We start from the raw sequence: 13,291 nt of genomic DNA on the forward strand, positions 1-13,291 counted from the left end.
TTGCCGTTCTGTAACGGGCTGTTTCTTGAAAAACCGACGCATTTTAGGAGTATGGCTGAAGAACTGTCGATGGTTGTTCAATCAACCGGTAAAAGTCCTTGAAACCCCCTACAAAACAGCGGGTTTCCGGCGAATGGTAGTGTTCATTCTCCGGGCAAAAAGAACCCCGCCATTGGCGGGGTTCTTTTGTTCATCGCTGATGCTCAAGCGTGAACTCAGCTGTGCAGCGTTTCTGCCGCGTACAGCGTGTTTTCCAGCAGGCAGGCGCGGGTCATCGGGCCGACGCCGCCCGGCACTGGAGTGATCCAGCCAGCGCGGGGCAGGGCGGTTTCGTAGATCACGTCGCCAACCAGTTTGCCGTCTTCCTGGCGGTTGATGCCGACGTCGATCACGATCGCGCCTTCCTTGATCCACTCACCCTTGACCAGGCCCGGCTTGCCTGCGGCAACCACCACCAGATCGGCACGACCGACGTGGCCCGCCAGATCCTTGGTGAAACGGTGGGCGACGGTCACGGTGCAACCGGCCAGCAGCAACTCCATCGCCATCGGGCGCCCGACAATGTTGGAGGCGCCGACGACCACGGCGTCCATCCCGTAGAGATCTGCCCCGGTGCTTTCCAGCAGGGTCATGATCCCTTTGGGCGTGCATGGGCGCAGCAGCGGAATGCGCTGGGCAAGACGACCGACGTTATAAGGGTGGAAACCGTCGACGTCTTTGTCCGGACGAATGCGTTCCAGCAATTTGGAAGCGTCCAGGTGTTCAGGCAACGGAAGCTGAAGCAGAACGCCGTCGATTGCCGGGTCGTCGTTAAGGCGATCGATCAGGTCGGTCAGTGCTTCTTGAGTGGTTTCGGAAGGCAGGTCGTAGGCTTGGGAAATAAAGCCGACCTCTTCACAGTCTTTACGCTTGTGCGAGACATAAACCTGAGAGGCGGGATCGCTGCCGACCAGGATCACCGCGAGGCCGGGAGTGCGCAGGCCTTGCTGGCGACGCTCGGTGACGCGTTTGGCGATCTGCTGGCGCAGGCTGGCGGCGATCGATTTGCCGTCGATTAGTTGTGCAGTCATTGCGCGTGATTAACCATCGAGAGGGGAAAAAAAGAGAACGCATTCTCGCATGTCATGAGGTGAGGGCAAAGGCGCTTGGTCTGCAAATTCCTCTAACCCCTTTAATTAAATGAATTTTTTTTAAAAAGGATTTGACGCCCTACGGGGGGCTCTATACTATTCGTCGCACTTGTCGGGCACAGCCTAGCACTGGTTAAGAAGGTCGAGTGGAATTACGATTCTGCAAGGCTGGAAAGCACTTAGTTTGTAGTCCTTCAAGGGTACAGATTAAAAAGGCGCCCGTAGCTCAGCTGGATAGAGCATCCGCCTTCTAAGCGGATGGTCGCAGGTTCGAGTCCTGCCGGGTGCGCCATTAGGCAGCTTTGGCACAAGTAGCGCGATATGGTGGGCGTAGCTCAGTTGGTAGAGCACGGGATTGTGACTCCCGTTGTCGTGGGTTCGATCCCCATCGTCCACCCCATATTTCGAAAGGCGCCAGATTAACAGTCTGGCGCCTTTGCTTTAAAGGCTACACGCGGATGTGGTGGAATTGGTAGACACACTGGATTTAGGTTCCAGCGCCGCGAGGCGTAAGAGTTCGAGTCTCTTCATCCGCACCAAATAAAGCTTCATTCAGGCCTCTGGCTTGGCTGGGGCTCGACGAGGAAGTTGTTTGGCTTCTTTGTTACGCAATATGGTGGGCGTAGCTCAGTTGGTAGAGCACGGGATTGTGACTCCCGTTGTCGTGGGTTCGATCCCCATCGTCCACCCCATATTTCGAAAGGCGCCAGATTTAACAGTCTGGCGCCTTTTTTGTTTTAGCGGTTTGAGTGTTCCGCGACTGCAGGTTCTGGGTCGCAGGCGCAGGGCGTTTCGTCGTATTTTTGTTTCTCGATGATGCCTTGCTGCCCGCTGGTCTTGCTCGCGAGATCGGCTGTCAGGGCGATGCCTGGTAACTGCTTCTATATATAGAAGGGTTGGCGCAGAGCCTTGGCATGATTGGCTGTATTTGCCACCGGGGCGAGATGCATTCGTGCATTCGCACCTATAAATTGCCTGCTGCGTTGTTGCCCGTTTTCAGTAGGGTGACTTCTTGAGTTTGACCTACTAGAATGCATGCCCTTGATTCTGGGGTCGGAAACGGCCGGCCAACGTCTGTGCAACGAGGAATATCCATGCAAGTTTCTGTTGAAAATACTTCTGCTCTCGAGCGCCGCATGAGCATCACCGTGCCTGCTGAGCGCATCGAGACTCAGGTCAACAAGCGTCTGCAGCAGACCGCCCAAAAGGCCAAGATCGCTGGTTTCCGTCCAGGCAAAGTGCCGATGAGCGAAATCAAGCGCCGTTTTGGTGCTGATGCACGTCAGGAAGCTGTCGGCGACGTCATCCAGTCCTCTTTCTACGAAGCGGTCGTTGAGCAAAAGCTGAACCCGGCTGGCGCTCCTTCGATCGAGCCGAAATCCCTGGAAGCTGGCAAAGACCTGGAATACGTCGCGATTTTCGAAGTGTTCCCTGAGTTCACCGTTGCCGGTTTCGAAGGCATCACCGTTGAGCGCCTGAGCGCTGACGTGGCTGACGCTGATCTGGACAAGATGCTGGACGTGCTGCGCAAGCAGAACACCCGTTTCGAAGTGGCCGATCGCGCTGCTCAGAACGACGACCAACTGAACATCGATTTCGTCGGCAAGGTTGACGGTGAAGTGTTCGCTGGCGGTTCCGCCAAAGGCACTCAGCTGGTTCTGGGTTCCGGCCGCATGATCCCTGGTTTCGAAGACGGTCTGGTTGGCGCCAAGGCGGGTGAAGAGCGCGTTCTGAACCTGACCTTCCCAGAGGACTATCAGAACCTCGACCTGGCGGGCAAAACCGCTGAGTTCACCGTGACTGTGAACACTGTGTCCGAGCCTAAACTGCCAGAGCTGAACGAAGAATTCTTCGCTCAATTCGGCATCAAGGAAACCGGTCTGGAAGGCTTCCGCACCGAAGTTCGCAAGAACATGGAGCGCGAACTGCGTCAGGCGATCAAATCCAAGGTCAAGAATCAGGTAATGGACGGTCTGCTGGCCACCAACCCGATTGAAGTGCCAAAGGCTCTGCTGTCCAACGAAGTTGACCGTCTGCGTGTGCAGGCTGTTCAGCAGTTCGGCGGCAACATCAAGCCTGACCAACTGCCGGCCGAGCTGTTCGAAGAACAAGCCAAGCGTCGTGTTGTTCTGGGTCTGATCGTGGCTGAAGTGGTCAAGCAATTCGACCTCAAGCCTGACGAAGCCCGCGTTCGCGAAATGATCCAGGAAATGGCTTCGGCTTACCAAGAGCCTGAGCAGGTTGTGTCCTGGTACTACAAGAACGACCAGCAACTGAACGAAGTCCGTTCGGTTGTGCTGGAAGAGCAAGTTGTGGATACTGTTCTGCAGAAAGCTAGCGTGACCGACAAATCGGTCTCTTACGAAGAAGCGGTCAAGCCGGTAGAAGCTCCACAAGCCGACTGATCTTTCTTGCGGTAAGAAGCACACACCATAAGCCAGCCTTCGTGCTGGCTTATGCGTATTCAAGACATAACTATTTGGGAGTGACTGCAGAGCATGTTCCGTAATTCGTATATTCAGCAGAACTCTGATATCCAGGCCGCAGGCGGCCTGGTCCCGATGGTTGTCGAGCAATCTGCTCGTGGCGAGCGCGCCTATGACATCTACTCGCGTCTTCTCAAGGAGCGAGTGATCTTTCTGGTTGGTCCGGTAGAGGACTACATGGCCAACCTGATTTGTGCGCAACTGCTGTTCCTTGAAGCGGAAAACCCGGACAAGGACATCCATCTCTATATCAACTCCCCGGGCGGTTCGGTGACGGCGGGCATGTCGATCTACGACACCATGCAGTTCATCAAGCCAAACGTGTCGACCACGTGTATCGGTCAGGCGTGCAGCATGGGCGCATTCCTGCTGACCGCCGGTGCTCCTGGCAAGCGTTACTGCCTGCCGAACTCACGCGTGATGATTCACCAGCCACTGGGCGGTTTCCAGGGGCAGGCGTCGGATATCGAAATCCATGCCAAGGAAATCCTCTTCATTCGTGAGCGTCTCAACACGCTGATGGCCAAGCATAGCGGGCACACGCTTGAAGAGATCGAGCGTGATACCAACCGCGATAACTTCATGAGTGCAGAAGCCGCGCGTGAGTACGGGTTGATCGATGAAGTGATCTCCCAGCGCCCCGCTTAAAATAAGCAGCTCAAAATAAGGTGGGTCGGCTGGTCCGATCACTTGCGGGCTTGAAAAAGCCCGCAATAGCCTTCATCTTGTGTTGCAAGCCTATCGGATTTGGATCGAACGAATGACTGACACCCGCAACGGCGAGGACAACGGCAAGCTGCTCTATTGCTCCTTCTGTGGCAAAAGCCAGCATGAAGTGCGCAAATTGATTGCCGGCCCCTCGGTCTTTATCTGCGACGAGTGCGTCGACCTGTGCAATGACATCATCCGTGAGGAGGTGCAGGAAGCCCAGGCCGAAAGCAGCGCGCATAAATTGCCTTCGCCTAAAGAAATCAGCGGCATCCTTGATCAGTACGTGATTGGTCAGGAACGTGCGAAAAAGGTTCTGGCCGTAGCGGTGTATAACCACTACAAACGCCTGAACCAGCGCGACAAAAAGAATGACGATGTCGAACTCGGCAAGAGCAACATCTTGCTGATCGGCCCGACAGGCTCGGGTAAAACCCTGCTTGCCGAAACCTTGGCTCGCTTGCTGAACGTTCCGTTCACCATCGCCGACGCAACCACCCTCACCGAGGCGGGTTACGTGGGTGAAGATGTCGAGAACATCATTCAGAAGCTGCTGCAGAAGTGCGATTACGACGTAGAAAAAGCCCAGATGGGCATTGTCTACATCGATGAGATCGACAAGATCTCGCGCAAGTCTGACAACCCGTCGATTACCCGAGACGTTTCCGGTGAAGGCGTACAGCAGGCCCTGCTCAAGTTGATCGAAGGCACGGTCGCTTCCGTTCCGCCTCAAGGTGGTCGCAAGCATCCGCAGCAGGAATTCCTTCAGGTCGACACCCGTAACATCCTGTTCATCTGCGGCGGTGCATTCTCCGGTCTGGAAAAGGTTATTCAAAACCGTTCCACCAAGGGCGGCATTGGTTTCAACGCAGAAGTGCGCAGCAAGGAAGAAGGCAAGAAGGTCGGTGAATCCCTGCGTGAAGTCGAGCCTGACGATTTGGTCAAGTTCGGTCTGATCCCGGAGTTCGTCGGTCGTCTGCCGGTCCTCGCCACGCTGGACGAGCTTGATGAAGCTGCATTGATGCAGATCCTCACCGAGCCGAAAAATGCTCTGACCAAACAGTATGCCAAGCTGTTCGAGATGGAAGGCGTGGACCTGGAATTCCGGGCCGACGCACTGAAATCGGTCGCCAAACGTGCCCTGGAACGCAAGACCGGTGCCCGTGGACTGCGCTCGATTCTCGAAGGCGTATTGCTCGACACTATGTACGAGATCCCCTCGCAGTCCGAGGTGAGTAAAGTAGTGATCGATGAAAGCGTTATAGAAGGCAAGTCCAAGCCACTGTATATCTACGAAAACAGTGAACCGGCTGCCAAGGCTGCACCAGACGCTTAAGCGTCACGCAGCTGGAATAAAGAAGGGGCCTTCGGGCCCCTTTGCTATTGTGGGAGCTGGCTTGCCAGCGAAGGCGGCCTGACCGTCGACCCGATTTTCGGGATGTATTCATACCGTTGCAGAAGCTACGGTACCTGCAATCTTCTAAGTGGTTCTTTTATCCGCTTGTTTTTTTCCAAACGAGCCCCCATCTTGGTTTCAAGCTTACTTCCATCTGTTTACGGCCTTATGGCCGCCGTAGAGGCGAAATCATGAAGACAACCATCGAATTGCCTCTCCTGCCATTGCGTGATGTTGTGGTCTATCCGCACATGGTTATCCCGCTGTTCGTGGGGCGCGAGAAATCCATCGAAGCCCTCGAGGCAGCGATGACGGGCGACAAGCAGATTCTCCTGTTGGCTCAGAGAAACCCTGCTGACGACGATCCCGGTGAAGATGCACTTTATCGCGTAGGTACGATCGCTACCGTTCTGCAGTTGCTCAAGCTGCCTGACGGCACGGTCAAGGTTTTGGTCGAAGGTGAGCAGCGGGGCGCCGTGGAGCGCTTCAGCGAAGTGGACGGCCACTGCCGTGCCGAAGTCTCATTGATCGACGAAGTCGACGCGCCTGAGCGCGAGTCGGAAGTGTTTGTCCGCAGCCTGCTGGCTCAGTTCGAACAATATGTGCAGCTGGGCAAGAAAGTCCCCGCTGAGGTTCTGTCGTCGCTCAACAGCATCGACGAGCCAGGCCGCCTGGTCGACACCATGGCCGCGCACATGGCCCTGAAAATCGAGCAGAAGCAGGAAATCCTCGAAATCATCGATTTGTCGGCCCGGGTCGAGCACGTCCTGGCGTTGCTGGATGCCGAGATTGATCTGCTGCAAGTCGAAAAACGCATTCGCGGCCGCGTTAAAAAACAAATGGAGCGCAGCCAGCGCGAGTACTACCTGAATGAGCAGATGAAGGCCATTCAGAAAGAGCTCGGCGACAGCGACGAAGGCCACAACGAAATCGAAGAGCTGAAAAAGCGCATCGATGCAGCTGGCCTGCCGAAAGATGCCCTGGCCAAGGCCCAGGGCGAACTGAACAAGCTGAAACAGATGTCGCCAATGTCCGCGGAAGCAACCGTGGTGCGTTCGTACATCGACTGGCTGGTTCAGGTGCCGTGGAAGGCCCAGAGCAAAGTGCGCCTGGACCTGGCGCGTGCAGAAGACATCCTCGACGCAGATCACTACGGTCTGGAAGAAGTCAAAGAGCGGATCCTCGAATACCTCGCCGTGCAAAAGCGTGTGAAGAAGATTCGGGGGCCGGTGTTGTGCCTGGTCGGTCCTCCTGGTGTGGGTAAAACCTCGCTGGCGGAGTCGATTGCTCACGCGACCAACCGCAAATTCGTACGCATGGCCCTCGGCGGTGTGCGCGATGAAGCGGAAATTCGTGGTCATCGCCGGACTTATATCGGTTCGATGCCAGGAAGATTGATTCAAAAGATGACAAAAGTGGGCGTCCGCAACCCGCTGTTCCTGCTCGATGAAATCGACAAAATGGGCAGCGACATGCGTGGCGATCCAGCGTCGGCGTTGCTGGAAGTGCTCGACCCTGAGCAGAACCACAACTTCAACGATCACTATCTGGAAGTCGATTACGACCTGTCCGATGTGATGTTCCTGTGCACCTCGAACTCGATGAATATTCCACCGGCGTTGCTTGACCGGATGGAAGTGATTCGACTGCCGGGTTACACCGAAGACGAGAAGATCAACATTGCCGTCAAATACCTTTCGCCGAAGCAGATCACGGCCAACGGCCTGAAGAAAGGCGAGCTGGAATTCGACGCTGAAGCGATCCGCGACATCATCCGCTACTACACCCGCGAAGCCGGTGTACGTGGGCTGGAGCGCCAGATTGCGAAGGTTTGCCGCAAGGCGGTCAAAGAGCATGCACTGGAAAAACGCTTCTCGGTGAAGGTCACTGCCGACATGCTGGAACACTTCCTCGGCGTGCGTAAATTCCGCTACGGCCTGGCTGAATCGCAGGATCAGATCGGTCAGGTGACTGGGCTGGCATGGACTCAAGTGGGCGGCGAATTGCTGACCATCGAAGCCGCTGTCGTTCCGGGCAAAGGGCAGTTGATCAAGACCGGTTCGCTGGGTGACGTGATGGTCGAATCGATCACCGCCGCGTTGACCGTTGTCCGCAGCCGCGCGAAGAGCCTGGGGATTCCCCTGGACTTCCACGAGAAGCGCGACACGCACATCCACATGCCGGAAGGGGCCACCCCGAAGGACGGCCCTAGCGCCGGTGTAGGCATGTGCACGGCCCTCGTGTCGGCATTGACCGGCATTCCGGTGCGCGCTGACGTGGCCATGACCGGTGAAATCACCCTGCGCGGTCAAGTGCTGGCGATCGGCGGTCTGAAAGAAAAACTGCTCGCGGCTCACCGTGGCGGAATCAAGACGGTGATCATTCCTGAAGAGAACGTACGCGATCTGAAGGAAATTCCTGACAATATCAAGCAAGATCTGCAGATTAAACCGGTTAAATGGATTGACGAGGTCCTGCAAATTGCGCTGCAATACGCGCCGGAGCCCTTACCCGATGTAGCTCCGGAGATAGTTGCAAAGGATGAAAAACGCGAGTCTGACTCTAAGGAAAGAATTAGCACGCATTAGTACGCATTTGCCTGGGGGGCTTGTTGACAGCTTTTTAGAGCCCTTGTTATAAAGCGGCTCTTAAGTGTCTGTAGGCCATTCAGCACTCGTTTTTGCTTTCACCAAAAAACTTAGAATCATACTCAAATAGATATAAGGGGACTTAGAGTGAACAAGTCGGAACTGATTGATGCTATCGCTGCATCCGCTGATATCCCGAAAGCTGCTGCTGGCCGTGCGCTGGACGCTGTAATCGAATCCGTCACTGGCGCTCTCAAGGCTGGCGACTCTGTTGTTCTGGTTGGTTTCGGTACTTTCTCCGTGACTGATCGTCCAGCTCGCATTGGTCGTAACCCACAGACCGGTAAGACGCTGGAAATCGCAGCAGCCAAAAAACCAGGTTTCAAAGCCGGTAAAGCACTGAAAGAAGCTGTCAACTAAGTTCGATTCAGGTTTTTGCCTATCCGGGTCGGGGTCATGCCTGACCTGGCAGCGGAGCGGTAGTCCAGTCGGCGAGTAGCCGGTCCGAGACGCCGAGGGTCGCAAGTTCGAACCCTTGGTCCGTTCCGCCAGTTACGAGAAGGCGCATCCTCGGATGCGCCTTTCTTCTATCCGGATTCTACCCACGCTCCACGGTTGCCTAATTTTGAAGTTCAACCGTTTCTGGGGGACGCATGCTGCAGAATATCAGGGACAATTCACAAGGCTGGATTGCCAAGACCATTATCGGGATCATCGTTGTACTGATGGCGTTCACCGGTGTCGAGGCCATTTTCCAGGCGACGACCAACAGCCAGAACGCGGCCAAGGTCAACGGCGAAGAAATCAGCCAGAACGAGCTGAGCCAGGCGGTCGATATGCAACGCCGTCAGCTCATGCAACAGCTGGGCAAGGATTTCGATGCTTCCTTGCTCGACGAAAAAATGCTGCGCGAATCGGCCCTGAAAGGCTTGATCGACCGCAAACTGCTGCTGCAAGGGGCAGAAAACTCGAAATTCGCTTTTTCCGAAGCGGCTTTGGACCAAGTGATCCTGCAAACTCCTGAGTTCCAGGTGGACGGCAAGTTCAGCTCCGAGCGTTTCGATCAGGTCATTCGTCAACTCGGCTACAGCCGCATGCAATTCCGCCAGATGCTGGCTCAGGAAATGCTGATCGGCCAGTTGCGCGCAGGTCTGGCAGGCAGCGGTTTCGTCACCGACGCACAGGTTCTGGCCTTCGCCCGTCTGGAAAAACAGACCCGCGATTTCGCTACCCTGAACGTCAAGGCTGACCCGGCGGCTGTGAAGCTGACCGATGATGAGGTCAAGGCCTACTACGACGAGCACGCCAAGGAATTCATGACCCCGGATCAGGTGATCATTGATTACCTCGAACTGAAGAAATCTTCCTTCTTTGATCAGGTCGCAGTGAAAGACGAAGACCTGCAAGCGGCGTATCAGAAAGAAATCGCCAACTTGTCCGAGCAACGTCGGGCGGCGCACATTCTGATCGAAGTGAACGACAAGGTGACCGAGGCGCAAGCCAAGGCCAAAATCGAAGAGGTTCAGGCCCGTCTGGCCAAAGGCGAGAAGTTCGAGGCCCTGGCCAAGGAATTCTCTCAGGACCCGGGTTCGGCGAACAACGGCGGTGACCTCGGTTACGCAGGTCCGGGCGTCTACGACCCAGCGTTCGAAACCGCGCTGTATGCGTTGGCCAAGGATCAGGTTTCGGCCCCGGTCCGCACTGATTTCGGTTTCCACTTGATCAAGCTGTTGGGTGTCGAGGCTCCAGAAGTTCCGACCCTCGCCAGCCTGAAAGACAAGCTGACCAAAGAGCTGAAAACCCAGCAGGTCGAGCAGCGTTTCGTCGAGGCGACCAAGCAATTGGAAGACTCGTCGTTCGAATCCTCCGATCTGGCTCAGCCGGCGCAGGACCTGAAACTGACCGTTCACACCTCCAAGCCGTTCGGCCGGGAAGGTGGCGACGGCGTCACGGCCAACCGTGCTGTGATCACTGCCGCGTTCAGTCCTGAAGTGCTGGATGAGGGTGCCAACAGCACCGCCATCGAACTCGATCCGGAAACCGTGATCGTGTTGCGCGCCAAGGAACACCTGAAGCCCGCGCAACTGCCGCTGGAAAGCGTGTCTGCCGCCATCCGTGGGCAATTGGCCAAAGAGCACGCCAGTGCTGCCGCCAAAACCAAGGCTGATGAGCTGATTGCCAGCCTGCGTGAGGGCAAGACGCCGTTGGACAAGGCGATCGACGGCCAGAGCTGGAAAGTCACCGCTGCAGCGACTCGTGCTCAGGAAGGGATCGACCCGACTGTGCTGCAAGCCCTGTTCCGCATGCCGAAACCGGTTGCCAAAGACAAGCCGACCTTCAGCAGCGTGACCTTGGCCGATGGTAGCCTGGTGATCGTGCGTCTGAACGGCGTCAATGAAGCCGCTGCACCGACCGAAGAAGAGAAGGCTCAATACCGTCGCTTCCTCGCCTCGCGTATTGGCCAGCAAGACTTTGCGGCCTACCGCAAGCAACTCGAAGCGGAAGCGGACATCAAGCGTTTCTGATGCCTGAATGAGTTTCCCGCGACATAAAGACCCCGGCTGAAAGGCCGGGGTTTTTTGTGGGCGTGGGAAAAGTCGACAGGCACTGTCCGTCGCCTGGTTTTTTTTCGAACGACTTTTTCTGGTCAATGGTAGTCAACACACGTGTAACTGTTTCAAGACACTAATCGGTGCGACGCTAAGCATCGATCTGTTGCACAATACGCCCCGGACTGTTTTCCTCAGGATGTTCAATGTTTAAATCATTTCCCGTGCGGGTTGCCGGGCTGGCGTTGATGCTGGCCATCGCGGCCGGTTGCTCGTCGAAAAAAGCCCCGATCTATGAGCACGAGAACTTCGACGACTCCGGAACGTTTTCGCGCAATTACCCGGTGACCGATGCGCAGAGCTGCGAAGCCGCTCGTCGTGCGTTGCTCAGCCAGGGCTACATCATCACCAGCAGCGATCCGAAGCTGATCAGTGGTCACAAGAGCTTTCAGCAGACTGGCGAGACCCACATGGAGATCAGCTTCAGTGTTGTCTGTGCCGATGATGGCAGCGAAGGGCATCACGCGACCATGTTCGCCAACGCATTGCAGGATCGCTATGCGCTGAAGAAGACCAACAACTCCGCCAGCCTCGGTGTCGGCGTATTGGGTTCGGTATCGATGCCGATCGGCTCGTCCGACGACTCAATGGTCAAGGTTGCCAGCGAAACGGTCTCGTCGGCGAAGTTCTACGAGCGCTTCTTCACCCTGGTGGAGTTGTTCCTGCCGCCGGAAGCGAAAAAAGCCGCGCACATCGTCGAGAAGCCGAAAACCGACCTGGGCGTGCCTGAAACCAAGGCTGCACCTGCTCCGTTAGTGCCGACTCCGGCACCGCCTGCGGAACCAGCTCCAGCCCCGGCAGCTGAGCCTGCATCGGCACCTGCTGCGGAACCGGTTGCACCGCCACCTGAGCCTGCACCGGTTGCCCCGGCCGAAAACACCGAATCGACGCCGTTGACTGAAAACGTCACACCACCGCCGCAGTCGGATTTGCCTCCGCCGAGCGAACCGATTCCGGTCATGCCCGTCACTAGCCAGTAGTCGGTGACTGGCGTTCCGGGATCGGCTGGCAGCCCATCGATCCCGGAACAGTGTTCAAGTTTGATCCGCGTCAACTCCGGCCATATTCCTATGGCCTGTATCGAAAAAATCCTGTGATAAATTCCTGACCACCTGCTACGTTTTATTCAGTAGCGACGAAGCGTCATGCCTGCGTCATTTTTCTTTCACGCGGGCACTTTATGCTCAAGGCGCTGGTCATTTATTCAAGCGTTTTTTCAATGAGCTGCGGGAGATTCACAATGGACGATTATCAAGAAGAGCTGCTCGAGTTTCAGGCATTTGAACTCGACCCGCTGGAACCGGCCGAAGACGCTACCGAGTTGTAAGCGTCAGGTCGATTGGCGGTGACTGCGGCGAAATTCGCCGGGTGTCTGACCGCTCCAGCGTTTGAAAGCACGTTGAAACGCTTCGGCTGAGGCAAAGCCCAGCAGGTAGGCGATTTCACCGAACGCCAGTTCGGTGTCACGAATGTAGGTCATGGCCAGGTCGCGACGCGTGTCGTTGAGAATTGCACGAAACTGCGTGCCTTCCTCGGCGAGTTTGCGGCGCAGGGTCCAGGTAGGCAGCTTCAGGCGTGCCGCCACTTCTTCCAGGTCGGGTTCCCGGCCACCATTGAGCAACGGCCCCAGCAACTGAGTGATGCGTTCACGCAGGCTGCGGGTGCGTGTCAGCTGTTCCAGTTCCCGTTCACACAGTTGCAGCAAATGTCGCCACGTACTCGGGCAGTGCAGCGGGTTGCGCTGAGCGAGGCTGGACAGACTCAGACGCAGTTGATTCTGTTCGGCGCCGAACTGGATCGGACAATCCCCCAGCACCGCGTACGCTTCTCGGTAATCCGGTTCGTCGAATTCGATCTCGATGCGCTCAGCGCTCAAGGGCGCAGGGCTGACGCTGGACAATTGATGCAACCAGCCGGCGATGATCGAATCCACCACGAAGCGGTTATAGGCGTTGTAAGGGCTGATGGAATAGAACCGCAGCCACGCGCCTTGGGCATCTTCGTGGAAGCTCGATTGACCGCGATAGTTGGAGCCGTACAAGGCCTCGAAGCGAATCAGGCAACGTGCCGCTTCGCGCACTGTCGGCGCCTGCGCGGCAGTAACGCCGGCCAGGCCGGCCTGACTCAGACGGCTGAGCCGGCCCATGCGTAAACCCAGTGCCGGGTCGGCGGTCAGTTGGATGGCACCGTGGCCCAGGCGCATGTAGCGCGGGATAGACAGCCGGGCGCAGGCTTCGCCAAGTCGGGCGGGGTCGAGGCCATACTGGTCGAGCAGAGGCTGAGGATCGATGCCGTGACTGCGCACCGCGTCGGCCAGGCTATGAACAAAGCCCACCGACAAATCGCCCAGTCGCATCGGCAACGGTTTCATGGC

At 56.6% G+C, this 13,291-nt stretch carries 10 protein-coding genes and 4 tRNA genes; 12 read left to right on the forward strand and 2 right to left on the reverse strand.

Features of this window, described 5'->3' with window-relative positions; translation table 11 throughout:
- Positions 1–215: 215 nt before the first annotated feature.
- Positions 216–1,070 carry a bifunctional methylenetetrahydrofolate dehydrogenase/methenyltetrahydrofolate cyclohydrolase FolD gene (folD, locus tag F8N43_RS00905; RefSeq protein WP_150632549.1) on the reverse strand — a complete coding sequence of 285 codons (855 nt, stop codon included), beginning with the start codon at positions 1,068–1,070 and terminating at the stop codon, positions 216–218.
- Between the two features lie 275 nt (positions 1,071–1,345).
- Between folD and F8N43_RS00910 the strand changes: the two genes are divergently transcribed.
- The 12 genes from F8N43_RS00910 to F8N43_RS29260 all read left to right on the forward strand — a co-directional run bounded on the left by F8N43_RS00910 (position 1,346) and on the right by F8N43_RS29260 (position 12,244).
- A tRNA-Arg gene (locus tag F8N43_RS00910) sits at positions 1,346–1,422 on the forward strand.
- Between the two features lie 32 nt (positions 1,423–1,454).
- Positions 1,455–1,530, forward strand: a tRNA-His gene (locus tag F8N43_RS00915).
- A 54-nt stretch (positions 1,531–1,584) separates the two neighbouring features.
- Positions 1,585–1,669 (forward strand) — tRNA-Leu (locus F8N43_RS00920).
- Positions 1,670–1,746: 77 nt separating this feature from the next.
- A tRNA-His gene (locus F8N43_RS00925) sits at positions 1,747–1,822 on the forward strand.
- A 402-nt stretch (positions 1,823–2,224) separates the two neighbouring features.
- On the forward strand, positions 2,225–3,535 hold the full coding sequence (tig, locus tag F8N43_RS00935) for a trigger factor (RefSeq protein ID WP_150653066.1): 1,311 nt from the start codon (positions 2,225–2,227) through the stop codon (positions 3,533–3,535).
- A 93-nt stretch (positions 3,536–3,628) separates the two neighbouring features.
- Complete coding sequence (gene clpP, locus F8N43_RS00940; protein ID WP_046047575.1) at positions 3,629–4,264, forward strand: ATP-dependent Clp endopeptidase proteolytic subunit ClpP; 636 nt, start codon at positions 3,629–3,631, stop codon at positions 4,262–4,264.
- Positions 4,265–4,376: 112 nt separating this feature from the next.
- The gene (gene clpX / locus F8N43_RS00945; RefSeq protein WP_007946893.1) at positions 4,377–5,660 is read left to right on the forward strand and encodes an ATP-dependent Clp protease ATP-binding subunit ClpX; all 1,284 of its coding nucleotides are present in this window, start codon (positions 4,377–4,379) and stop codon (positions 5,658–5,660) included.
- Positions 5,661–5,911: 251 nt separating this feature from the next.
- Positions 5,912–8,308, forward strand: coding sequence for an endopeptidase La (gene lon, locus F8N43_RS00950; protein ID WP_052909694.1), 2,397 nt, complete (start codon positions 5,912–5,914; stop codon positions 8,306–8,308).
- Positions 8,309–8,455: 147 nt separating this feature from the next.
- Complete coding sequence (locus tag F8N43_RS00955; protein WP_002552737.1) at positions 8,456–8,728, forward strand: HU family DNA-binding protein; 273 nt, start codon at positions 8,456–8,458, stop codon at positions 8,726–8,728.
- A gap of 233 nt (positions 8,729–8,961) precedes the next feature.
- On the forward strand, positions 8,962–10,833 hold the full coding sequence (locus F8N43_RS00960) for a SurA N-terminal domain-containing protein (protein WP_150653067.1): 1,872 nt from the start codon (positions 8,962–8,964) through the stop codon (positions 10,831–10,833).
- 230 nt (positions 10,834–11,063) lie between these two features.
- Positions 11,064–11,897, forward strand: a complete 834-nt coding sequence (locus tag F8N43_RS00965; protein WP_150632553.1) for a DUF2242 domain-containing protein — start codon at positions 11,064–11,066, stop codon at positions 11,895–11,897.
- Positions 11,898–12,097: 200 nt separating this feature from the next.
- The gene (locus tag F8N43_RS29260; protein WP_191623712.1) at positions 12,098–12,244 is read left to right on the forward strand and encodes a hypothetical protein; all 147 of its coding nucleotides are present in this window, start codon (positions 12,098–12,100) and stop codon (positions 12,242–12,244) included.
- Between the two features lie 3 nt (positions 12,245–12,247).
- On the opposite strand, the gene F8N43_RS00970 is transcribed toward F8N43_RS29260, so the two are convergent.
- Positions 12,248–13,288, reverse strand: a complete 1,041-nt coding sequence (locus F8N43_RS00970) for an AraC family transcriptional regulator (RefSeq protein ID WP_150638821.1) — start codon at positions 13,286–13,288, stop codon at positions 12,248–12,250.
- Positions 13,289–13,291 lie beyond the last annotated feature (3 nt).

The organism is Pseudomonas fluorescens, assembly GCF_902498065.1.
GTDB classification, from domain to species: domain Bacteria; phylum Pseudomonadota; class Gammaproteobacteria; order Pseudomonadales; family Pseudomonadaceae; genus Aquipseudomonas; species Aquipseudomonas fluorescens_BJ.

Excerpts from the sequence above, each read along its gene's own strand:
- folD (WP_150632549.1), bottom strand. The coding sequence starts at position 1,070 with ATGACTGCACAACTAATCGACGGCAAATCGATCGCCGCCAGCCTGCGC.
- tig (WP_150653066.1), top strand. The coding sequence starts at position 2,225 with ATGCAAGTTTCTGTTGAAAATACTTCTGCTCTCGAGCGCCGCATGAGC.
- clpP (WP_046047575.1), top strand. The coding sequence starts at position 3,629 with ATGTTCCGTAATTCGTATATTCAGCAGAACTCTGATATCCAGGCCGCA.
- clpX (WP_007946893.1), top strand. The coding sequence starts at position 4,377 with ATGACTGACACCCGCAACGGCGAGGACAACGGCAAGCTGCTCTATTGC.
- lon (WP_052909694.1), top strand. The coding sequence starts at position 5,912 with ATGAAGACAACCATCGAATTGCCTCTCCTGCCATTGCGTGATGTTGTG.
- F8N43_RS00960 (WP_150653067.1), top strand. The coding sequence starts at position 8,962 with ATGCTGCAGAATATCAGGGACAATTCACAAGGCTGGATTGCCAAGACC.
- F8N43_RS00965 (WP_150632553.1), top strand. The coding sequence starts at position 11,064 with ATGTTTAAATCATTTCCCGTGCGGGTTGCCGGGCTGGCGTTGATGCTG.
- F8N43_RS29260 (WP_191623712.1), top strand. The coding sequence starts at position 12,098 with ATGCTCAAGGCGCTGGTCATTTATTCAAGCGTTTTTTCAATGAGCTGC.
- F8N43_RS00970 (WP_150638821.1), bottom strand. The coding sequence starts at position 13,288 with ATGAAACCGTTGCCGATGCGACTGGGCGATTTGTCGGTGGGCTTTGTT.